This window comes from Streptomyces sp. NPDC030165, assembly GCF_055573595.1.
The window spans coordinates 1-21642 of sequence record NZ_JBVIBD010000039.1; the positions used below are offsets into that span (position 1 = coordinate 1).

15 protein-coding genes are annotated in these 21642 nt (G+C 73.0%); 2 read left to right on the forward strand and 13 right to left on the reverse strand.

Annotation, left to right across the window (positions count from 1 at the left end; genetic code table 11):
• From ACZ4Z1_RS39595 to ACZ4Z1_RS39630, 8 genes are all read right to left on the reverse strand, one after another.
• Positions 1-1104 (reverse strand): PP2C family protein-serine/threonine phosphatase (locus ACZ4Z1_RS39595; protein WP_468491548.1); only part of this gene is annotated, 1104 nt, incomplete at its 3' end.
• Between the two features lie 273 nt (positions 1105-1377).
• Positions 1378-1860, reverse strand: coding sequence for a nitroreductase family deazaflavin-dependent oxidoreductase (locus tag ACZ4Z1_RS39600; protein ID WP_468491549.1), 483 nt, complete (start codon positions 1858-1860; stop codon positions 1378-1380).
• A 218-nt stretch (positions 1861-2078) separates the two neighbouring features.
• Complete coding sequence (locus ACZ4Z1_RS39605) at positions 2079-3119, reverse strand: SDR family oxidoreductase (protein WP_468491550.1); 1041 nt, start codon at positions 3117-3119, stop codon at positions 2079-2081.
• A complete protein-coding gene (locus ACZ4Z1_RS39610; protein ID WP_468491551.1) occupies positions 3116-4609 on the reverse strand; it encodes a hotdog family protein in 1494 nt (497 codons plus the stop codon). The genes ACZ4Z1_RS39605 and ACZ4Z1_RS39610 overlap by 4 nt, the downstream gene beginning before the upstream one ends.
• A gap of 28 nt (positions 4610-4637) precedes the next feature.
• Positions 4638-9731, reverse strand: a complete 5094-nt coding sequence (locus ACZ4Z1_RS39615) for an SDR family NAD(P)-dependent oxidoreductase (protein ID WP_468491552.1) — start codon at positions 9729-9731, stop codon at positions 4638-4640.
• A gap of 104 nt (positions 9732-9835) precedes the next feature.
• Positions 9836-11374, reverse strand: coding sequence for a PfaD family polyunsaturated fatty acid/polyketide biosynthesis protein (locus ACZ4Z1_RS39620; RefSeq protein ID WP_468491553.1), 1539 nt, complete (start codon positions 11372-11374; stop codon positions 9836-9838).
• Between the two features lie 193 nt (positions 11375-11567).
• A complete protein-coding gene (locus tag ACZ4Z1_RS39625) occupies positions 11568-12149 on the reverse strand; it encodes an EF-hand domain-containing protein (protein WP_468491554.1) in 582 nt (193 codons plus the stop codon).
• Positions 12150-12868: 719 nt separating this feature from the next.
• Entirely contained in the window at positions 12869-14791 is a 1923-nt protein-coding gene (locus ACZ4Z1_RS39630; RefSeq protein ID WP_468491555.1) for a hypothetical protein, read from the reverse strand.
• 556 nt (positions 14792-15347) lie between these two features.
• Here ACZ4Z1_RS39630 and ACZ4Z1_RS39635 point away from each other — a divergent pair.
• Positions 15348-15539 (forward strand): hypothetical protein, encoded by a 192-nt coding sequence (locus tag ACZ4Z1_RS39635; protein WP_468491556.1) that lies wholly within the window; start codon positions 15348-15350, stop codon positions 15537-15539.
• Positions 15540-15686: 147 nt separating this feature from the next.
• On the opposite strand, the gene ACZ4Z1_RS39640 is transcribed toward ACZ4Z1_RS39635, so the two are convergent.
• The 4 genes from ACZ4Z1_RS39640 to ACZ4Z1_RS39655 all read right to left on the reverse strand — a co-directional run bounded on the left by ACZ4Z1_RS39640 (position 15687) and on the right by ACZ4Z1_RS39655 (position 18790).
• Entirely contained in the window at positions 15687-16220 is a 534-nt protein-coding gene (locus ACZ4Z1_RS39640) for an SRPBCC family protein (protein WP_468491557.1), read from the reverse strand.
• Between the two features lie 97 nt (positions 16221-16317).
• Positions 16318-16656: an STAS domain-containing protein gene (locus tag ACZ4Z1_RS39645; RefSeq protein ID WP_468491558.1), complete on the reverse strand. Its 339-nt coding sequence runs from the start codon at positions 16654-16656 to the stop codon at positions 16318-16320.
• Positions 16657-16715: 59 nt separating this feature from the next.
• Positions 16716-17987 carry a PP2C family protein-serine/threonine phosphatase gene (locus ACZ4Z1_RS39650; RefSeq protein WP_468491559.1) on the reverse strand — a complete coding sequence of 424 codons (1272 nt, stop codon included), beginning with the start codon at positions 17985-17987 and terminating at the stop codon, positions 16716-16718.
• Positions 17984-18790, reverse strand: coding sequence for an alpha/beta fold hydrolase (locus ACZ4Z1_RS39655; protein WP_468491560.1), 807 nt, complete (start codon positions 18788-18790; stop codon positions 17984-17986). Before ACZ4Z1_RS39655 ends, ACZ4Z1_RS39650 begins: the two co-directional genes overlap by 4 nt.
• Positions 18791-19024: 234 nt before the next feature.
• On the opposite strand from ACZ4Z1_RS39655, the gene ACZ4Z1_RS39660 reads away from it, so the two are divergent.
• Complete coding sequence (locus ACZ4Z1_RS39660; protein ID WP_468491561.1) at positions 19025-20032, forward strand: SDR family NAD(P)-dependent oxidoreductase; 1008 nt, start codon at positions 19025-19027, stop codon at positions 20030-20032.
• Between the two features lie 94 nt (positions 20033-20126).
• Here the strand turns inward: ACZ4Z1_RS39660 and dctA are convergent, their stop codons facing one another.
• Positions 20127-21566, reverse strand: coding sequence for a C4-dicarboxylate transporter DctA (gene dctA / locus ACZ4Z1_RS39665; RefSeq protein WP_468491562.1), 1440 nt, complete (start codon positions 21564-21566; stop codon positions 20127-20129).
• Positions 21567-21642 lie beyond the last annotated feature (76 nt).

The following is a 21642-nucleotide window of genomic DNA, read 5'->3' on the forward strand; positions in this document are numbered from 1 at the left end:
GTCGAGCGCGCCGAGAAGCATGCCGCCGGGCAACTCCACCGGTTCGGCACGGGGACGCAGCCCCCGGCGGGCCGGACGCAGGTGGTACGCGGGAGGATGGCCGCCTCCGGTCAGGGTGAGGGTGAACCCACCGGCGGGGTCGGGGACCAAGGTGCCGAAGATCAGGGTGCACAGGCGGACGTCGGCGGCCGGGTCCGCCAGCAGGGCCGTGTTGAGCGTCTCCAGCACGGTGCGCGGGCCGGGCTCCAGCAGTGCCGTGGAGCGAAGGGTGTGGCGGACCATCGAGGTCAGCGCAGCCGCCGCGGTACCCCTGCCACTGACGTCACCGAGGCAGAACGCCCACCGGCCGGTGCCGAGGGGGAAGACGTCGTAGAAGTCGCCGCCGATGTCGTGGGCGGAGGTGGTGGTGTAGTGGCAGGCCGCCTGGAGGCCCGGCACCTGGGGCAGGGCCGGCGGCAGCAGCGAACTTTGCAGGGCCGCGGCGAACACGGCGGTCCGCGCCCGGTCGCGCTCGGCCCGGTCGCGCGCCGCGTGCGCGGCCTCCAGCAGTTCGCGTTCCCTGCGCAGCATCCGCAGGGCGGACAGCCGCAGTTCCAGTTGATCCATGACCAGCGTGGCCAGGTCGGTCAGCGCGGCGGTCTGGTCGGGCGTGATCCGCCGGGGCCGGGTGTCCAGGACCTCGACGGCGCCGAGCCGGTGGCCGTCGGGAGTGGTGATCGGCGCGGCGGCGTAGAAGCGGATGCCGGTCGGGCCGGCCACCATGGGGTGTGTGCGGGTGAGGACGTCGCCGTGGGTGTCGGGGACGACCAGGGGAGCGTCGGAAAGGATCGCCGAGGCGCTCAGGCCGGCGTCCCGGCCGGTCTGGGTGGCACCCTCCAGTCCGTACGCGGCCTTGAACCAGACCCGGTCGGTGTCGACGATGGTCACCGTCGCCATGGGGACGGCGAAGAGGCGTCCGGCCAGCGCGGCGATCCGGTCGAACGCCCCGTCCGGCGGGGTGTCCAGGATGTCGTAACGGCGTACCGCCGCGATACGTTGCGCTTCGCGTTCCCGGCCGCCTTCGCAGGCGACTCCCTGTTCCCCGTCCTGCTTGTCGACCGTCATGCCGCTCCCTGGTTTCCGGCTGCTTCCCGCTCCGCACCGTAGAGGGCGCCGGGAGTCACGGGTCTGAACCGCACCGGCCCCATGACGATCAGCCGAGGAACGTGCCGGTGGAAGGGCTCGGGGCCGCGGCGATCGGATACGTCCATGAACAGATGGGACTCCGGGCGCCGACTGGCGCTCCAGCGTGCCACGGGAATGCCCTTGGCCTGCCCGATGACGATCCGGCTGGACAGGGCGGCCCGCAACCGGGCCGAGCGAGCGGGGGTCCGAAGCTCAGTTCCCCGTCGGCGCCGAGGTCTTCGCCGGCCCGGCCAGGTGCCCGGGTTCGAGTATGAAGACCGGGATCACGCGGGAGGTCTTCTCCTGGTATTCGGCGTACGGCGGGTACGCGGCGACCGCGCGCTGCCACCACTGGGCCTTCTCGTCCCCGGTGAGCTCACGGGCCACCATGCCCCGGCGCTCGGGGCCGTCTTGGAGATCGACCTGCGGGTCGGCCTTGAGGTTGAAGTACCAGGCCGGGTGGCGCGGGAAGCCGCCCTTCGAGGCCACCGCCGCGTACCGCCCCTCGTGCTCCACGCGCATCAGCGGAATCTTGCGGATCCTGCCGCTCTTCGCGCCGCGCATCGTGACAATGACGACCGGCAGGCCCGTGTCCCAGAGCGTTGTGCCCTGTGTGCCTCCCGAACTCTCGTACAGCTCGACCTGTTCGCGCACCCACTGCGCCGGACTCGGCTCGTACTCGCCTTCAAGAGGCATCGCACTCACCCCACTGTCGTGTACGGACTATCTCGGGACAGCCCAGCACAAGCTTCGCGCGAAGGGGAGTCTGCCGCTACTGCCCTGCCGGCAGCCCAGGTCGAGGCCCTGGCCTGCCGGCCGCCGGCCGGGACCGGGCCACTTCTGCCGCGAGTTGCCGTTGGCGTCCGAGCCCGTGTTCGGGTTCCCGTCGCCGACCTGCCGACGCCGCCCTCCGCTCACTTCCGGGACCCCCAAGTGCTCCGTGGCAAGGCGGCGAGGTGGCGGAACATGGCCCGGAGGGCGGTTCCGGCGGATTCCTCGGAGAGGACGGGCGGGCCGTCGGGGATGGTGCCCAGTGAGGTGGGGAAGGGAGCGCAACCGTTGAAGGAGGCCATGAGGCCGGTGATGTTCCGGAACACGCTCGGCGGGTGGCCGGGGCCGGCGGCGGCGAAGACGCCGGAGACGACGGTGTCGAATGTGTCCGGTTCGACCAGATGCGGTTTGAGCAAGGAGAGGTCCACGTCGGGCAGACCGCGGTCCGCGCGCATCCGGGCGGCCGCCGCCTCGTACCCCACGTCGATGATCCGCCGCATCGGCAGTGCCGCGGTCCCGGCCGTCAGCCAGTAGTCACCGCGGGCATCCCCGTCCCTCGCGAGGGCGGTCAGCGCCGCGGCGGCCACATCCACCGGGATCATGTCGACGCGGGTGCCCGTTTCGCACGGCAGGAAGGGGAACTGTCCCCACATGGCCATGCCGACCAAGTGGTGGAACGCCTGTAGCCGGGCGAGCTCGCCGGTGCGGGTGTCCCCGATGACGGTGGAGATCCGGGCGACGGCGACCGGCAGGCCCGACTCCCGCACCAGCGTTTCCCCCGCCGCTTTCGAGTCGGCGTACGAGGCCAGGGCGGTGCCCGGTCCGTTGCGGGCGATGAAGGCGGTGGAGCCGTGCACCAGCCGGGCCCCGGCGTCCTCGACGAACCGCAGGACGTGGCCGACACCGCGCACATTGACGTGGTGCAGGCTGCGTGCCGACGCGCCGAAGCTCACCCGGGCCGCGCAGTGGAGCACCACATCGACCGTGGCGGCCAGCTCCCGGTAGTCGGCCGGCCGCAGCCCCAGCCAGGGCCGGGTGATGTCCCCGCGCACCGCTCTGCCCGCGGCCGGTTTGTGATGGGTGAGGGCGATGACCTCGGTGCCCTGGCCGGCCAGTGTCCGCAGGACGGCGGAGCCGACCACGCCCGTCGCTCCGGTCAGCAGAACCACCGGTACCGACGTCATGGCCGCTCCGTCCGGGGCCTGCGCCGAGGGGCGGTGGCGCGGTCACGGACTCGGACGTCCGTGCCGTCCGCGGTGACCTCCAGCGTGTGGTGGCTGTCCGGCGCGTCTGCCGACCAGGCGGTGAGCAGGTCCGCGTCCACGGTGATACGGCTCGGGTGGGTCGCTGTCTTGCGTGCGACGTGCTCCTTCGCGGCGATCAGCGGCGTGTCGTCCCGCCCGCGCGCCCCCGGGGCGAGGCCGTAAACGGCGGCTACGGTACCGGGGAAGTGGTCGAGCCGGGAGACCGCCGCGCGACGCAGCACGGTCACCTCGCCGTCCCGGCTCGACAGCAACAGGTCCGGCACATACCGGTGGTCCCTGAGGTAGGCGCGGCGCAGCAGGCCGGACACTTTCAGCAAGCCGCTCACGGGAACGACGACGAGCACGAGGCGCATGGCGAGCAGGACCCGCTCGTCCGCGCACAGCTGCAGGTCGACGCAGGGCAGGAGCGGGGAGCCGGGCAGGTGTGGGGCGCTGGAGTCGAACCCGGTGAAGCGCGCCTCGACGTCGAGCAGACCGGTCTTCGGCACCGGTGCGTGGATGTCGAGCGAGGCGAGACGGTGGGGAAAGGTCACGCTGTCCCGGTCGATGTCCGCCGACCACTGCGCCATACAGGTGTGCGGGATGACATGGGTCGCCGCGTCGAGCAGCCCGTGAGGGAGAGGCCCACGCGGAACCCGGCCCCGGGTGGTGTCCAGTACGCCCGAGGAGCCGCCGCTGCCGATGCGCGCCGAGCGGAGGTACTGGAAGCTGGGGCCGTGGAAGCACTCGCCGGTCTCGTACGGGTCGGGAACCGGGCGGGTGCGGGGGAGCGGGGCGAACCGGCGTGGCGGTGGCTGTGGCGTGGACAGGGCCGTGCCCGTGGCGACCGGGGCGAAGCGCGAGAGCGCGGGGTCGCCGTTGCCGGCCTCCAGCCAGGTGGACAGGGTGAGGTGCGGGCGCTCGGGTGGCCCGTCGCAGGTGATACGGATTCTGGTGGGCCCGGGCAGGGGCAGCCAGCGCCGCACCTGCACGTCGCGGAGCGCCGAGACGGTACGGCCGCCATGGCGCGTGGCCGCCTGCGCGAGCAGATCCGCCATCGACATCAGGGGCAGGGCCGGTACGGTCCAGGTGGGGCAATGGTCGGCCAGCCATGGATCGACGGCCGGGTCGAGCACGGTCTCCATGGCAGACGGCTCGTCTTGCGCAGGGCCGGGGGACGGTACCGGGGGAAGCGCGGGCAGCGGGCCAGGTGTTCTTCCGAGGCCGGCGAGGTAGGCGTCGACCAGGCCCTGCAATCGGAGAAATCGATGGTGCAGCAGAGTCGCCCGGCCGTGCTGTTCGGTGACGAGTGCGAGTACGTCGGACGCCTGGCCGGCCGGGGGCCCGTGAACCGCCTGCGTCCGGGGGCACAGGTCCGCCGGGCCGTTCTCCGCCGGGCCGTCCCTTCCGTACTCCGGCGGTCTGGGCATCACTTCCTCTTCCCCGGTCGGTCCGGCGTCAGGCGGTACGGGCTGTGTGGGCTGCATGGGAAGCCTCCCCGAAGAGCATCCCGGCCGGTCCGGCAGAGATGATCACCTGTGGTTGCGGTGCCGTGGTGGCCAGTTCGGTGGCGAAGGCGCGGGCTCCGGCCTCCATGGACAGCAGGGGAACACCGCCCAGGCGGAGGAGGCCGGCCAACTGCGGCGTGACCATGCCGCCTTGCCACGGGCCCCAGGCCAGGGAGCGGAGCAACGCCTCGGGACGGCCGGCCCGTTCCGCGGCGATCACATGGTTGAGGGTCTCGTTGGCCATCGCGTAGTCGCACTGGCCGGCGTTGCCGAACGACGCGACGACCGAGGAGAAGCAGCACAGCAGACGCAGCGGGTCCGCCGCCGTCTCCTGGAGCAGTGCCGCCAGCCCGTCGACCTTCACGCCGACGACTTCGTCGAAGTCCGCGGACGTCTTGTCCTTGATACGGCGGTCGGCCAGCACGCCGGCCGCGTGCACCAGCCCGGTGACCGGCCCCCACTCGGCCCGGACGTCCGCGAGCGCGGACCGCAGGCGCTCACGGTCACGGATGTCCGTACTCACGTACCGGGCTTGCGAACCGGTCTTCCGCAGAGCGGCCAGCGTCGCGCGGACTCGGCTCGCCTGCGGGCCGTCCGGCTTCGTACGGCCGATCAGAACGAACCTGGCCGGGCACGTTCGTCCTAGCTCGACCAGCGCCCCGGCGGTGACGCCGCCGGTACCGCCCGTCGCGACGATCACGGGGAACGGGCCGAGGACCGACGCCGGCGGCGTGTCCCCCGCGGCCTCTTCGTCGCGTACGGCCCAAGTGCGCCGTACGCCGTCCTCCGGGAAACCGGCGTTGAGCGAAGCCCCTCCGCGCAGCAGTTCTCCGACGACCGTCGCGGCGACCTCGCCGTCGGTGCGGGGGCCGCGGGCACAGTCGATCGCCTTGACCGAGGCCAGCGGCCACTCGGCTGCCGCGGTACGGGTGAGAGCGGCGATGCCTCCGAGCCATGCCCGGCGCGGTGCGCGGGCACGGAGCCCGAACCAGCCGCCCGTGTCCTGCGCGGTGACGAAGACGCCACCGTGCCGCTCCATCCGCGGCGCGACGGCGCGAGCCGCCCGGAACGCCTCCCGCTGACATGCGACGGCGTCGGCCACCGACGCCGGCTCGGTCATGCCGCCGAGGAAGATCACGCCTGCCGCTCCGGCCGGAACGTCCCTGTGACGCTCGGCGGCGACGCCGTGCCGGCCGAGCAGGCGGACCACCTCGTCCGCGAGGCCGGTGCTGCCCCCGGCCACCGTCAGGGTGCCCTCGCCCAGTCCGGGCAGCGGTGTGCCGGCGGCGGGTTCGGCCACCATCGTCGGGACCTGCCGGTGCACCGGTGCCTCCGGCGGGGCAGGTGCGGCCGACGGGAGGGCGACGGCCGGGGGCGGTTCCGCCACGGCTGCCCCTGCGGTGGCTGGGAGCGGTGCACCGTGGGCGGGTGTTCTCGACGCGAGCAGTTCGCGCAGCGCTCCGGCCACCTCTCCTACGGTTCGCAGGGTCGCCAGCTGCGCGATGTCGGCCCGGTCGACGGCCTCCAGGTGCGGGAATGCCTCGCGCAGCGCTGCCAGCACCTGCATCCGGGTGATCGAGTCGAGGCCCAGGTCGGCTTCGAGTTCCATGTGCGGCGCCAGGATGTCGACGGGGTAGCCGGTCTTCTCCGCCACCGTCCTCAGCACCAGGGATTCCATAGCTGCGGTGTCCAGGTCCGGTGACGGCGGCGCCTCCTGGCCCGGTGACGGCGGCGCCTCCTGGGGCGCGGGCCGGTCCGTCCCAGCAGCGACCGGGGCCGGGTGTTCTCCCGCGGACGCGACGGCCGGGGCCGTGGCTGCGACACCAGTGGGATCGGTCAGGTCGTGGCCCCAGCCACTCCCGGTCCAGCCGGCCTCCTGCGGCTCCTGCCCGATGATGCCCTCGGTCCCGATCCCGGTCCCGGTCCCGACAAGTGCTTCGACCGCTTTGGCCGCCAGGCCGAGATACGCGGCGTGGGCTTCCGCGGTCTGCCGCTGCATCTCCAGGAGCGCCTGTACGGTCCCGGCGTCCGGCGCGCGCGTGGCCGAGACGGGCGGCGGGGCGGTACCGGCTACAGGGGCCGCGGGCATGGCGGGAGCCGTCCGCTCGGCGAGACCGGGCACGGTCGGGCGGGAACCACTCATCCGGGAGATGTTCGCCTCAGGGGCACCCGCCTGGGGCGCACCCCCCTGGGGAGGGTAACACCGCCCGTAATTGCCGCCGTTGATCGCCATGCGCATCCGGGGCCCGGGGCGCGGCTCAAGTGCGGGCCGGGTGGTGGCATGGTGCTCCCACAGTCCGGCAGGCAGCAGGGGAATGCCCAGGACGGTCAGCCTCGCCAGGGCGTTGTGGAGGCCGGTCACCCCATGGGTTCCCGACGGGGCGGTGGGTACGGCGTGATGGGGGACGTCGTGGAGGATCTCACCGATCAGGCCGCTGAGTACGCTGCCCGGCCCCACTTCCACGAAGGTCCGTACACCGTCGCGGTACATGGCTTCGATCATGTCGGTGAACCGGACGGGCGCGGCCAGGTGCCCGGCAACCGTCCGGCGCACCAGGTCAGGCTGTACGGGGTACACGGTGGCGTCCGTGTTGCCGTACACGTCCAGCAGCGGGGCCCGGACCGTCTGTGCGGCAAGGAACTCCGCCAACGGCTCTGCGGCGCCGGCCACGAGCGGGCTGTGGAACGCCGTGCCCACATCCAGAGGACGGGCCGCCAGGCCGGCCTCGGCACAGCGTTCCGCTGCCCGCGCCACCTCCGTATCCGAGCCTGCCAGCACCACCTGGCCGGGCGCGTTGTCGTTGGCGATCCAGATGTCTCCGTTCGAGCCGTCGGCGACCAGGCCGCTGACGCGTTCCGCGCAGGCGTCGACGGCGAGCATGGCGCCGCCGGCCTGACCCGAACCGGCATCGCGGATGAGTTCGCCGCGCCTGCGGGCCAGCCGCAGCAGGCTGTCCGCGTCGAACGCCCGGGCGGCGTGCAGCGCGGTCAGTTCGCCGAAGCTGTGGCCCGCGACGCAGTCCGGCCGTACTCCGGTGGCGTCCAGCACGGCCAGCAGGGCGAGAGCGTGTGCGGCGAGGGCCGGCTGTGCCCATTCGGTACGGGTCAGCTCGGCCCGGTGGCGCCTCCGCTCGTCCCCGGTGGCCGCGGGCCTGGGGAACACCACGTCGGTCAGGGGCCGCTCACCGAGATCCAGTTCGGCTGCGTGTTGCCATACCGACAGTGCGCGCGGGAAGTGCAGGGCCACGTCCGTGCCCATGTGGGGATGCTGGGTGCCTTGTCCGGGAAAGACGAAGGCGATCCGGCCGGCCCCCGGGTCACCGGTGCCGTAGTGCATCCCGGAAGGACCTGAGAAGGCATCCGCGGGCTGCCGCTCGATCACCTTGGCTGCCGCCTCCAGCTTGACGGCCAGTTCCGCAGGGTCGGCGGCGACGAGCGCCAAGCGGCATTCCGCGGCGGCGTCGAAGGCGTACTGTGCCTGCCGGGCCGTTTCGGACAGGCGGTCGCGCTCGCCCATGGTTCCTGTGAGCTCTCGGCACCGGGCGAGCAGCCCTTCGGGGGTAGCGGCGGACAGTGGCACCAGCTCGGTCGGCCGGGCCGCGCACCGCGGAGCGGTGCGGCGCACGCCGGGGGCCGCGTCCGCCGAGACGTGTTCCTCCAGCGTCACATGGAAGTTGGAGCCGCCGAACCCGAAGCTCGACACCGATGCCCGCCGCGGGTGGTCCGCGAGATGGACCCAGGGCCTGGCCGAGGTGTTGAGGTAGAAGGGGCTGCGGTCGAGTTCGAGCGCGGGGTTGGGCGGCTCGGCCTTGATCGTCGGGGGCAGTACCTTGTGGTGCAGCGCCAGTACGGCCTTCAGCAGGCCGGCGGCGCCGGCGGCCGCTTTGGTGTGACCGATCTGGGACTTCACCGAGCCCAGTGCGCACCACTGGCGGCCACGGCGGCCGGGGTCCTCGAACACCTCGCGCAGAGCGGCCACTTCGGTGGTGTCGCCTGCCACGGTGCCGGTGCCGTGGGCTTCCACCAGGCCCACCGTGCCGGGACCGTGGCCCGCTGCCGCGTAGGCCCGGCGCATGGCCCGGACCTGACCGGCCGCCAGCGGTGCGTAGACGGACGTTCCGCTGCCGTCCGAGGCTGAACCGAGGCCGCGCACCACGGCGAAGATCCGGTCGTCGTCCCGCTCGGCGTCCGCGAGGCGTTTGAGCGCGAACAGGGCGACGCCTTCGCCGAGCAGGGTGCCGTCCGCCGCCTCCGCGAACGGGCGGCAGTCACCGGTGGGGGAGAGGGCCGGAGTCTTGCTGAAGCAGGTGAACGTCATCGGATCGTTCAAGGTGTCCACGCCGCCGGTGATGACGAGATCCGCCCGGCCGAGTACGAGGTCGTCGGCGGCGATGGACAGCGCGGCGAGGGAGCTCGCGCACGCGGCGTCCACGGTGAGGTTCGTCCCGTGCAGGTCGAAGGTGTTGGCGATCCGCCCGGCGACGACGTTGCTCAGCAGGCCGGGGAAGGTGGCCGTCTGCCACGGTGCGCAGTGACCGGCGATCCGGTCGCAGATCGCCTCCGCCCGCTCCCGGGTGATCCCTTCCTCCCGTAGGGCCTTGTGCCAGACGGGGCGTCCCGTGCGCGCGCTCATCTCTCCCATCAGCTGGAGTGCCGCACAGCCCACGTACACGCCGACCCGTTCGCCGTCCGAGCCCCCAGGCCCCGGCCCCAGGTCCGCCAGCAGCCGGTCGGCGACGATCAGGGCGAGCAACTGGGCCGTGTCGGTGGCGGCGGCGGTCCGGGGCGACAGGCCGAAGGCCATCGGGTCGAAGTCCACCGTCGGCAGGAAAGCCCCGCGTTTGCAGTACGTCCGGTCCTCGGCCTGCGGGTCGGGGTCGTAGTGGTCGGCCGCCAGCCACCGGTCGGCCGGCACCTCGGTCACCAGGTCCCGGCCCTCGACGACGGCCTGCCAGAAGGCGTCGAGGTCCGGGGCGCCCGGCATGATCGCACTCATCCCCACGATGGCGATCGGTTCCGGTACGGCCGGCCGGTTGTCGGGCATGAGCCTGCTCCGTTCGAAAGACATGTGCAAAGGACGTGGTGGGCACCGTGCGGGGGCCGCGGCATCGTCGGCAGACCGCGGCGGGCATCGTTCGGGCACCGAGGTCAGCGCAGCCGGCGCGGCCGGAAGCGGAATGCCTGCGGAGGGAGGTCGACGCCACAGGTCCGAAGCTGGTGGGCCCGGGTCACCACGGCGGCTCCCTGGAGCAGGTTCAACGCGATCTGCACGACCGTCCGGTGACCCGGCTCGGCCAGGAAGGAACCCGCGCTCCACCGGTTGAACGCCCCGGCCGCGGGGCCGCACCACAACTGGTAGTCGGCCCGCCGGTGCGGCTCCCCGGTGATGGCCCACCGGTTCGACTGGCTGAGATACCAGCGGAACACCAGCGCCATCCGGTGTTTCGGGTCCGCCTGCGCCCGTGTCAGCTCTGTCGGGTCCCGCCGCGTCCAGTACGCGGACGTCCACGCCCATACGGCATCGAGCGAAGCGCCCAGCACCTCCCGCTCCAGCACCCGGCGCTCGGCCGCCGGCACGGCGTCCAGCGACGGATACCCGCGGTAGACGCGCTCCAGCCGCGCCGCCCGCCCGGCGAACAGCGTGCCGCGCCGCAACACCTGCACCTGCGCTCCCATCTCGAACATGTCCGCGGCGGGAGCCATGGCCGTGTCGGCGACCCCTGCCTCGGCGAGCATCGCCTTGGCATCGGCACAGACCCCGGCCTCGACGGACATCTGGTTCACCGACCCGGTGACGACGTACGCCGCACCGAGTGCGAACGCGGCGGCGACCGCGGCCGGGTCCCCGAGGCCACCGCCCGCCCCCACGCGCACCGGACGGGCGAGGTGGTGGCGGGCCGCCAGCTCGTCCCGCAGGGAGACGACGGCGGGCAGGACCGCGGCCAGAGGACGGCGGTCGGTGTGACCGCCGCTGTCCGCCTCGACGGTGACGTCCTCGGCCACCGGTACGCGCGCGGCCAGCCCCGCCTCGTACTCGGTGAGCCGGCCGTGTTCCACCAGGTGCCGCAGCAGCGCGGTGGGCGCCGGCAGCATGAACGCCTGCGCCAGTTCCGGACGGCTGACCTTGGCGAACAGCGCCACCGGACGGATGATCCGACCCGCCCGGTCCTGCCGCAGCCCCGTGGCGGCGCAGCGCACCACCGCCGGCGTCAGTTCCATGAAGGCCGAGGCCGAGACGCACGGGACGCCCGCGCGGAGCAGCAGGTCGGCGACCCGCTCCTCCCAGGACGCGTCGCTCGGCGTGTGAATCAGGTTCACGCCCCAGTTCCGGCGGCCCGCCAACTCGGTACGCAACTCGTGCACGGCACGCTCCACCTCGGACGGGCGCAGACCCCCGGCACCGAAGAAGGCGAGCATGTCGGCGCGCGCCATGGCGATCACCAGGGACGTGGTCGAGATGCCGCGCGCCATCTCGCCCGCGACGTAAGGGAAACGGACACCGTGGGCCCGGCCGAACGCCCGCTCGCCCAGCCATTCCGGATACAGCGCGGGAACGGTCCCGGCCAGAACCAGACCTGGGGCCAGGCGGTGGGCCGCCGACCGGTCGTCCGCCAGCCCCAGCAGCCCGTCGGACACGCGGGCGACCAGATGCACCGGCCTCGTCACTCGCTGAGCCAGTTCCGTCATGCCATCGCCGTCGAACACGGCGCCGTGCCCGCCACCGCCCCCGGGCTGTCGCCGGTCGAGCACCGGCGAGTCCGTTCCGCGTCGCCCGTCAGGAAGGGGGCCGTCAGGAGGCGGGACGTCCGGAAGCGGCCCGTCAGGATCCCGACCCGCAGGGGCCCGACTGGCAGAAGCCCATCCCTTGGAAATCTGTCCCTCAGAAATGACCGAAGACCCAATTCCCGGAGGCCTGTGGGTCCTCGCTCACCACATATTCCGTGAACGCCTTCAGGCACGTCCCATAATCCAGACGTCCCCGGCCCGACACGTCGAACCTCTCCCAAGCCGCGGTCGCCGCGTCCTCGGAGATACGGAAGAAATTCACCATCAGTGGGACAGTGCAGTCCTTGCTGATCCAGCCGTCGCCGTCCCGGTCCGCCATCCCGAACAGGACATTGGTGAGCGAGCCGATCAGACGGATCACCTTGTCGGGGTCCCGCACCAGGTCGGTGACGATCTCCTGCGCAAAGCGCTCCCGGTCGAGCCGACGTACTCGGGAGGCGTCGGGGGACGGATCGTACTCCCGCCAGATTTCCCGGGCCGCGGCCGCGAGCTGGTCCTGGCGCCGCGCATCGGCCCCGCTCCCGGCCGCCTCGGCGAAGGCGCGGCCCAGGCTCAGCGACCCTTCCTCGGTGACGACGCCGGAGCGCTCGGGGTCGAGGATCTCGAACATCCGGTTCATCTTGCGGCGGCGGAGATCGGACATGGGCGTGGGGGCGGTGATCTCGGGGAAGGGCATGCTGTGATACACCTCCGCGGAGCGGGAGACCGGTCGGCCCGCGGTACGGCGGGGCCGGAATCGTGCTTCGGCGAGTCGGGAGAGGGCCGGCCGGCGCGCAGCCCGTGCACGCGGTCTGCGCCATGGCGCCGGTCAGGAGAGTCGTAGCGAGGTGCGGGAGACGGAACGGCGCACGAGTCCTCTTCGGACCTACTGTCGCGCCACCTGAAAGAAGCATCGGCCGAAGCCGTCAGGCTCAACCCGAGTGCCTACCTGCTTCCCCCGACCTGGGGACGTACCGAACAAGGTGGCGTGTCCTACAGCGTGTCCGACGGGTGACGGCCCCGGTCACCACGACGGCCTCGCCGTGTCGGCGCACCACCTCCACCGCCGGCAGCCCAGGCGTGGCGCCTTCCTCGGCGCGGCGTGCCCCGGCCTTGGCCAGGGCCTGCCGGAACACCGGGGGCTCATGCACGCGCAGCCTGACCCACATGCCGACGGCGACCAGGACGGCCGAGAGCGGGAAGGCCACGCCACCGACAGGCAGTGACACGCGTGAGCGCGGCCGCAGATTCCTGCGGGCGACTGCCGTGAGCTTCCGAAGCCGCGGGAAACGGACATGTGTGCGAGGTGGCATGGCCGGGTGCGGAGGTCCGCGGGCTGCCTCCGCCCCGGGCGGCGAGTGGCATCGTGGCTTGCGGGGCGTCCGCCGGTCGTGCCGCCCCGCCCGGCAACGGCCGTCAGTCCTCCGTGGAGTGGCCGATCCCGGCCGTCTTCCCGCCGCCGGCCAGGCGTGCGCTCACCTGCGCCCGCGCGTTCGCGGGTGCCCGTACCGCGAGGACCCGCCCCTTCTGCGAGGCCCGTACGGCCCCCGCCACCTCGATACCGGTGACGGCCCGGCTGCCCGCGGCCAGCAGGTAGGTGTGCCCGGATGCAGCCCGCCATGCGGCGCTCGCGACGACGTGCCGGCCGAAGCGGCTGCATGCCGCGGTCGACCGTTCCCCTGCCACTGCCCGCGCCGCAGTCCCGGGAGCCGTGAACCGTACGCTCGCCTCGCCCGGGCCGCGCCAGGTGTCCGCCCGGACGCAGGACCACACGGCCCGGCCGCCGCCCTCCGGCAGTGACTGCTCGGCGAAGTCCCACACGCCCACCGCGCGCACGCCGTCCGGCAGCTCGGCGAGGTGGCAGGCCGTGCGCGCCCAACTCGCCAGCGCCGCAGCCCCGGTGGCCTCGCGGGGCTGCCGCGTCGGCGCGCCGCCGCCGGGCAGTGGTGCGTACGTCAGGTGGGCGGGCACGAGGCCGCCGAGATCGGTGACGAGGAAGGAGTGCTTCTCGGCGATGCGGGCCGAGGAGCGCAGTTGCAGCGTGGGCCGGGAAGCACAGGGACCGGGCGTGGCCGTGCCGCGCAGGGGCTCGGTGATGCCGTCCGCCGAGACCCGTACCGGCCGTGCGGGCACGTCGGGACGCAGCAGAGCACGGGCCTGTGCGCCGGCGACCCAGGGGGCGGTCAGATAACGGGCCGTGCCGTGCGCCCGGCTGACGACGAGTGCGGCGGCCGTCGTCACGTCGCTGCTGTCCGTGCGGGCGAAGTCGAGCGTGGCGTGACCGCCGGGGGAGAGGGGCTCGCGGTAGCGGACGGTGCGCAGGCCGTCGTGGAGCAGCACCACGGCGTCGCCGTCCACCTCTCCCGCGTACAGCAGCTGCGTACCGTCTGGGGGAGGGCCCGTGAAAGTGCCGGGCGTACGGCTGACGCGGGTGCCGCGCGGCGGCCTCGACCAGGTGGCGAGGGCGCGGTCGAGCAGGTCCCGGTCCTCGGCCCGTCCGCCGCGGGACGGCCAGACGGTGAAGTCGACCCGCGAGGTGCGGGCCCACTCCCCGCGGGGCACCCGTACCAGGTCCGCGGCGGTGACCGGGCCGGCAGCCGGGTGCGGGGGCCGCGGGCCCGTCGCCGATCCGGTGGCGGTCAGGACCACGGCGCCGACCGTCACCACCGCGGTGACGGCCCAGGCGAGGCGGAACCGCTGCTTGCGGCGGAGCAGGTCCGTGGGGCGGGTCCGCACCGAGCAGGCGTTGAACTCCGCCGAGCGCAGGAGCGTCTGGGCGGCGGAGACGGCCGGGGCGTCGAGCTGCCGCGCCACTCGCAGGGCCCGGTCCGGGTGACCGACGCCGGCGGCGCCGAGCAGGGCCCGGACCTCGGTGTCGGGCAGGTCGTCCGCCCGGGAGAGCACGAAGGCCGCGCGGACGTCGGCGGACAGCCCGGACAGCGTCTGTCCCAGCGCGGTCTCCTCGCGCCCGCCCGCGCGCGGGGACAGCCGCAGTCCCCACACCACCGGCAGCATGGGCCGCAGCGCACGCGGCGGTGGCAGACTCCCCGGCCACACCCGTGGGCGCCGCTCGTAGGCCAGGGCCGCGCGCAGCACACGCTCCCGTACCCATGCCGCCCCGAGCCGTTCGGGCCCCGGCCGCTCCGGCCCCGGCCGCTGGGCCGGTACCCGCAGGGCGGTCTTCCGGAGCCGGAAGCCGGGCAGCGCACGCTGCACGAGGCGGTGGGCGGTCAGTACTCGGCGGTGCCTGCTGAGCGAGGGCGGGAGGGTGAGGTAGGCGAGACGGACCAGACCGGTGTAGTGCTCGACGAGGTCGGCCTCGGCTTCGTCGAGCGTCATCCGGGCACGGCCGTCCGGAGAGCGGCGCTGCGACGTGACCATGGAGCGGGGTGCCTCCGGAGGCTGAGAGGTGCAGGGCGCTTACTTCCTTCAAACGAGTGAATGCCGAAGGGGTTACCGCGTGGACACGGCGGTCACAGGCCCGGTTCGGCGAGGCGGCGGCTGATCCGTACGCCGGCCGACTCGACGGGCGAAGTCCAGGTGGTGGTCGGTCAGCCGGCGGCCGGCCCGGCTGCCGTGCAAAGCCAGGCGCCGCGCCTGTCGCGCCGGACGCGTGCCGGGCCGGCCCTCGCGTGGACTGGCGGACGCGGTTTCTGGGCCCCGCCCGGGGCGGCGCCGCAGCCGGCGGGGCGGGGCTGAAAAACGATGCTTCGGGCGGCGGCCGGGGGGAGCAGGCGTGGTCGTGTGATCGTTCGCGAGGAAGGAGCGACGGAGCATGACGACACAGGCGTAGCAGGTCAGGGACGGCGCTGAGGCGGTGGTGCCGATCGAGGCGCCGGAGCCTGCCGGGCCGGGGGCGATCCGCCTGTGCGATCCGGGGGAGGACCGTGCGCGGATGGGCTGGCACCGTATCGGCGGCTCCAACGCGATGGGCCGCTGGCGCGCGGACGCGCACCTGGTGGCCGACATCAGCGAGCCGGACGGCGACGGCATGTGCCAGGTCACCGGCCCGGTCCGGGGCATAGCGCACCACTGCACTGTCGACACCGACCCCCGGCACCAGCGGAACCGGACGCACCGACGGTAGAAGCGCCCTCCCGACAGCAGCGGGTAGAAAGTTCCGAACCACTCATCCGGGCAGACTGCTGGACCCAGACGCCGACAAAACCGGCAGTCGTCACGCCGGAGCCCGACCACGGTGGGCACACCAGCAGATCAGGCTGGAGCAAGGCGGCTATTCACCCTCGGCGGTCGCATGACCCTGCGGTGACTTCGCCGGCGTCCGCCCCCGGGACGCCGGTGCGGCGAGCTCGGCCAGATGGTGCAGCGAGTTGGTGAGGTGCTCAGGACCGAAGGGCGGGAACCGGAGGTACTCGCGGATGGACTGCGGCACCGCCGACCAGTCGTACGTGAGCGTGACCTCGGTCTCGGACGCACCGAGCGGCGTAAGGCCGTAACGCCAGAACCAGCCGCCGAACTCCAGGCGGCCGTCCTCCTTTTCCTCCCCCGTCAGCCAGCCGATGGTGCGCGGCGGGTCGAGCACCTGGACCTTGTTGGCCACCTGGTAGTCACCGTTCGGATGGTTGACGTGATACATGGCCATCCGGAAAATCTGCCCGACTTCGGTCAGCGGCGCCCGGTCGACGGGTGCCTGGACCCAGCCGGTGCCATCGATCGCGGAATGAGCCGTCGGGTCCGCCAGTACCGCGAACACCCGCGCAGCGGGCGCTGCGACCGTCAGGGTGGCGCTCACCTTCTCCTGGTCCACGGTGTGCACGCTCCTCGTCGTCTCAGCGGGCCTCCCGCAGGCGCGGGAGGGACGTTTCCGACACGGGCGCGCCGTGGCCTCACTGCCGGCCGCCTCGTCAGGGAACGGTAGCGGCCTGGCTGTCGGGGTGGCAGGTGAAGACCTGGTCGAGGCCGACGTAGCGCAGGACGCGCAGCGTGTTGGCGGGTACGGCGGCCAGGGCGACGTCCGCCTCGGCGGCGATGGCGCGGTTGCGGGCGGCCAGCAGGGCGGTGATGCCGCTGGAGTCGCAGAACTCCATCGCCCCCAGGTCGAGCACCAGGCGCTGGCCCGGCTTCAGGGTGAGGCCGCAGACGACGGAGCGCAGCTCGTCGGCGTGGTCGTAATCGAGGTCCCCGGCGATCTCCAGTACGGGACCGGTCGCGGCGTCTCGGGGGGTTATCTTCAGCGAGCTCATCTCTGGGGTGGGGTCGGAGGAACAGGGACAGGAACCGGTGGGCGGAGCTCGGGGGAGCTTCAGGGCCGGGTACCGGCGGGGACGCCGAGGGCGAGCAGGGCGGTGTCGTCGTCCAGGCCGTCACCGAAACTGTCCAGCAGCCCGGTCAGCGCCTGGATGACGGCGTGCGGTGGCGATCCGCTGTGGCCGGTGGCGAACGCACGCAGGGCGTCGTCCCCGTACAGGGCGCGGTCTGGCCCCGTACGGGCCTCGGTGAGGCCGTCGGTGTAGAGCAGCAGACTGTCGCCCGGCGCGAGGGTGGTGGCGGCGGTCGCGAAGCGCGGGTCGGGCAGGATGCCGACGAGCAGCCCGCCCGGGGTGGGCAGGAAGTCGCACGTGCCGTCCGCGCGCAGGACCAGCGCCGGGGGGTGACCGCCGGAGGCGAGCTGTACGCTCACCTCTCCGCTGTCCTGGTCGGGTTCCAGGATGCCGAATACGGCGGTGCAGTAGCGCGGGTCGCCGCCGCTGTACCGCTCGTGCAGGACCGTGTTCAAGGTGGCCAGGGCGGCCACCGGGTCCGGGTCGTGCAGGGCGGCGGCGCGCAGGGTGTAGCGGGTCAGCGACGTCAGGGCGGCGGCTCCGGGGCCCTTGCCGCTCACGTCCCCGAGGAAGAACGCCCAGCGTTTGCCGTCCAGGGCGAACAGGTCGTAGAAGTCGCCGCCGAGCCGGTCGGGGGAGGCGGTGTGGTAGTACGTGGCCACCTCAAGGCCGGGTATGTCGGGCAGCACGGCGGGCAGCAGGCTCTGCTGGAGGGCGGCGAGCGCCTCCTGGAGCCGGGCGCGGTCGGCCTCCGCCCGCTTGCGGGCCTCCTCCGCCTCCTGCCGGCGCCGCAGCAGCTCCTCCTCGTACGCGCGGCGGTCCCGCGCGTCGAAGAGCGTCGTACGGATCAGCAGCGGCTCGCCCTCGCTGCCGTGCTTGACGGTCGAGGAGACCAGTACCGGTATCCGGGTGTCGTCGGCGCGCTTGACCTCCAGCGCGATGCCGTTGATCTCGCCCTGCATGCGCAGCAGCGGCGCGAAGTGCGTCTCGTGGTAGAGCTTGCCGCCCACGGTGAGCAGGTCGGTGAACCGCATCCGCCCCACCACCGCCTCGCGGGCCAGGCCGAGCCAGTCCAGGAGCGTGGCGTTGATCTTCGCGATGGTGCCGTCCATCAGCGTCGACACGTAGCCGCACGGTGCGGAGTCGTAGAGCTCCTCGGCGCTGTCCTCCAGCAGGGCCGCGAACGCGGCGTCCATGGCGCGGTCGCCGTTCGTCTCGTGCGGGTCGGGTTCCTCCTGTCCGGCGCGGCTCATCGGCGCAGCCCCGCCAGGAAGCCGGTGATCGCCGCGTTGGTGGCCTCGGGCGCGGACAGGTGCGGGCAGTGGCCGGTGGCGTCCAGGGTGACCAGCGCCGAGCCGGGGACCTGCGCGTGCACGTACGCGCCGACCTCGCGCGGGGCGATCACGTCCTGCGTGCACTCCAGCACCAGCGTCGGTACCTCGACCGTCTTCAGGTCGTCGCGGGAGTCGGACAGGAAGGTGGTACGGGCGAAGACGCGGGCCATGTCGGGGTCGGTCGCGCAGAAGCTGTTGGTCAGCTCCGCGCCCAGCTCGGGACGGTCCGGATTGCCCATGATCACCGGCGCCATGGCGGCCGACCAGCCCAGGTAGTTGGAGTCCAGCGAGGCCAGCAGCTCGTCGATGTCCTCGGCGGTGAAGCCGCCGCGGTAGCCCTCGTCGTCGATGTAGCGCGGGGACGGGGCGACCATGACCAGGGCGCCGATGCGCCCCGGGGCCCGCCGGGCGGCGAGCACGCCGGTCATGGCGCTGACCGAGTGCCCGACGAAGGTGGCGTCGCGCAGGTCGAGGGCCTCGGTGACCTCGACGACGTCCTGGGCGTAACCATCGAGGGAGGCGTAACGATCCTCCTGGAACGCCGACAGGTCCGAGCGGCCGCAGCCGACGTAGTCGAACAACACCACCCGGTAGGCATCGGTCAGGGCAGGCACGGTCAGACGCCACATGTTCTGGTCACAGCCGAAGCCGTGGGCCAGCACCACCGCCGGTCCCGCCGGGTTACCGGTGACGGTGACGTTGTTCCTGCGCAGGATGTCCATGCGGCCCATCCTCGCATCCGTCCGTGACCGGCCCGGAGCAGCCCGCCGGAGGGGCGCCCGCCCGCATGCCGAGGCGGTGTCGGTGGTGTGTCGGCGGCGTGTCGGACGCCGCTGCGATCTTGGCGTACGGGGTGGTCCGGCGCCGGCGGCGGCCGGCCGGGCCACCTGCCGCCGCTGCGGCCCGCCCGCCGTCACGGCTGCCCACCGACGCGATCACACGACCGAGGAATCACCATGCCTTCCGAAGCCCAACCCCCTGCCTGGTCCCCGCCCCGGCCTCGCCCCCGGCCCGCGCGCCGGCCGTCGTCCCGGCCGTGGGACGTGCACCGGCTGCCGCCCGCCGAGGGCAAATCCTTCCTGGTCACCGGCGGCAACGCGGGCATCGGCTACTTCGTCGCGGAACAGCTCGCCGGAACGGGAGCCACCATCGTCCTCGGCAGCCGCGACCACACCAAGGCGGCGGCCGCCGAGGCCTGCATCCGCTCCCGCGTCCCCGGCGCACGCGTACGCCACATCCTGCTGGACCTGGCCGGCCTGTCGTCCCTCAAGGCCGCCGTGGACACCCTCGCACTCGACCACCTCGACGCGGTGGTCCACAATGCAGGGGTGGCGCTCGACGACCCGCCCCGCAGGGAGACAGAGGACGGCCACGAGCTGATGTTCGGGACCAACCACCTCGGCCACGTCGCCCTGACCCGGTGGCTCGCACCCCTGCTCGCGGCCGCGCCGGCCGCCCGTGTCGTGACCGTCGGCAGCTTCGCGGCGAAGTCCGAGCGGCTCGACCTGGCCGATCTGCAGTCCGCCGGGGGCGATTACCGTCCGAAGCGGACCTATGGCCGCTCGAAGCTGGCGCAGATGTACTTCGCCCTGGCCCTCGACCGCCGCCTGCGCGCGGCCGGCAGCCCCGTGCGCAGCCTGGTGGCCCACCCCGGAGGCGCACTGGACTCCCTCACGCCCGTACGTCCACCGGTGCACGTACGGACCTCCGGCGAGCGGCTGCGCGGGCTGCCCGCGGGCCTCCTCGTACAGGGCAAGGACGCCGGTGCGTGGCCCGTGGTGCGGGCGGTGCTCGACCCACGGGCGACGGGTGGCCAGCTGTGGGGCCCCCGGGTCTTCGGGCTGCGCGGGGAGCCCCGTACCGAGCCGGTCTGGGACCACCTGAAGGACACCGCCGTCGCGGCACGCCTGTGGGACGCGAGCTGTGAGCTGGTCGGCGCGGAGCCGGACCTGGGCTTCGAGTGAACGGCTGGGCGGCCGCGGGACGTTCCCGCGGCCCGCCGCGATCAGCACTTCCGCCGGCGCTTCCGTCAGGTCCTGCCAGGACCCGTCGGACTCCTCAGGATTTACGCGTACCGAGGGCCGTCCGGGTCCGGGCGGTGGCCCGATCGGCACGCAGCACCTGGTTGACCCGCGCACTGTCGAGGACGCGTTCCCAGCGGGCGACGACGAGCGTGGCGACGCTGTTGCCGGCGAGGTTCGTCAGGGCGCGGCACTCGGACATGAACTTGTCGATGCCGAAGATCAGCATGATGCCCGCGGCCGGGACGGTACCTGCGGTCGAGAGGGTCGCGGCCAGGGCAATGAAGCCCGCGCCCGTGACACCGCCGGAGCCCTTGGAGGTCAGCAGCATGACGGCGAGGAGGCCGAGTTGCCCGCCGAGGCCGAGCGGGGTGTCGGTGGCCTGGGCGATGTAGACGGCGGCCAGCGAGAGGTAGATCGAACTGCCGTCGAGGTTGAAGGAGTACCCGGTGGGGACGGTCAGGCCGACGATGTCGCGACGGATGCCGAGCCCTTCGAGTCTGACCATGAGCCGGGGCAGGGCGCTCTCCGAGGACGAGGTGCCCAGGACGAGCAGGAACTCTTCGCGCAGGTGGTACAGCAGCCGGAAGACGTTGATCCTCAGTAGCGCGGTCACCCCGCCCAGCACCACCACGACGAAGAACAGGGACGTACCGTAGAAGAGCGCGATGAGCCGGCCGAGGCTGGTGAGGGTGGAGATGCCGTACGTACCGATGGTGTACGCCATCGCGCCGAACGCGCCGACGGGAGCGGCCAGCATGACGTGGTGCAGGATCTTGAAGACCACGGCGCTCAGCCGGTTCACGCCGTCGACGACCGGCTCGCCGACGGGGCCCACGGTCTTCAGGGCGACGCCGAAGAGGACCGAGAAGAAGATGACCTGGAGGATGTTGCCCTCGGCGAAGGCACCGACCGTACTGCTGGGCACCAGGTCGGTGAGGAAGTGCCACCAGCTCTGGTCCGACCCGCTCTCCGCGTACCGCGCGGCGTCGCCCTCCAGCCGCAGGTCGCCGGGGTGGGCGTGCACGCCGGCGCCGGGCTGGAAGACGTTGACGGCGAGCAGGCCCAGGAGGAGGGCGAGCAGGGTGCCCGCCTGGAAGTAGGCGAGCGACTTCAGGCCGACCCGGCCCACCCGGCCGAGGCTGTCGACACTTCCGATACCGGCCACGACGGTCAGGAAGACGATCGGCGTGATGAGCATTTTGATCGCGGACACGAAGGTGGTGCCGACCGGTCCCAACGCCGCACCGGCCGCCGGCCACAGCCAGCCGGTCATGATGCCGGTGACGATCGCGGTCAGCACCCAGAAGTAGAGCTGCCGGTACCAGGGGTGGGAGGGAGCCGGGGCCGGAGCGGTGGGCGGAGCTGGAGCGGTGGGCGACGGCGAAGCGGGGCCTGGAGCCGGATCGGGGCCTGGAGCGGGAACCGGATCAGGGGCCGGTGGCCGGGCCGGCACGGCGGGCTCGGGTGGTGCCATGACGTATCACCTCGTCGGGGAACGGACGCAGCCGGGCGCGGGCCGGAACAGCGGAGGACGGGCGGACGGGCCGACG

Coding starts and splice junctions, on each gene's coding strand:
- ACZ4Z1_RS39610 (WP_468491551.1), bottom strand. CDS start 4,609: ATGCCCAGACCGCCGGAGTACGGAAGGGACGGCCCGGCGGAGAACGGC.
- dctA (WP_468491562.1), bottom strand. CDS start 21,566: ATGGCACCACCCGAGCCCGCCGTGCCGGCCCGGCCACCGGCCCCTGAT.
- ACZ4Z1_RS39600 (WP_468491549.1), bottom strand. CDS start 1,860: ATGCCTCTTGAAGGCGAGTACGAGCCGAGTCCGGCGCAGTGGGTGCGC.
- ACZ4Z1_RS39615 (WP_468491552.1), bottom strand. CDS start 9,731: ATGCCCGACAACCGGCCGGCCGTACCGGAACCGATCGCCATCGTGGGG.
- ACZ4Z1_RS39625 (WP_468491554.1), bottom strand. CDS start 12,149: ATGCCCTTCCCCGAGATCACCGCCCCCACGCCCATGTCCGATCTCCGC.
- ACZ4Z1_RS39660 (WP_468491561.1), top strand. CDS start 19,025: ATGCCTTCCGAAGCCCAACCCCCTGCCTGGTCCCCGCCCCGGCCTCGC.
- ACZ4Z1_RS39635 (WP_468491556.1), top strand. CDS start 15,348: ATGGGCTGGCACCGTATCGGCGGCTCCAACGCGATGGGCCGCTGGCGC.
- ACZ4Z1_RS39605 (WP_468491550.1), bottom strand. CDS start 3,119: ATGACGTCGGTACCGGTGGTTCTGCTGACCGGAGCGACGGGCGTGGTC.
- ACZ4Z1_RS39655 (WP_468491560.1), bottom strand. CDS start 18,790: ATGGACATCCTGCGCAGGAACAACGTCACCGTCACCGGTAACCCGGCG.
- ACZ4Z1_RS39650 (WP_468491559.1), bottom strand. CDS start 17,987: ATGAGCCGCGCCGGACAGGAGGAACCCGACCCGCACGAGACGAACGGC.
- ACZ4Z1_RS39630 (WP_468491555.1), bottom strand. CDS start 14,791: ATGACGCTCGACGAAGCCGAGGCCGACCTCGTCGAGCACTACACCGGT.
- ACZ4Z1_RS39620 (WP_468491553.1), bottom strand. CDS start 11,374: ATGACGGAACTGGCTCAGCGAGTGACGAGGCCGGTGCATCTGGTCGCC.
- ACZ4Z1_RS39645 (WP_468491558.1), bottom strand. CDS start 16,656: ATGAGCTCGCTGAAGATAACCCCCCGAGACGCCGCGACCGGTCCCGTA.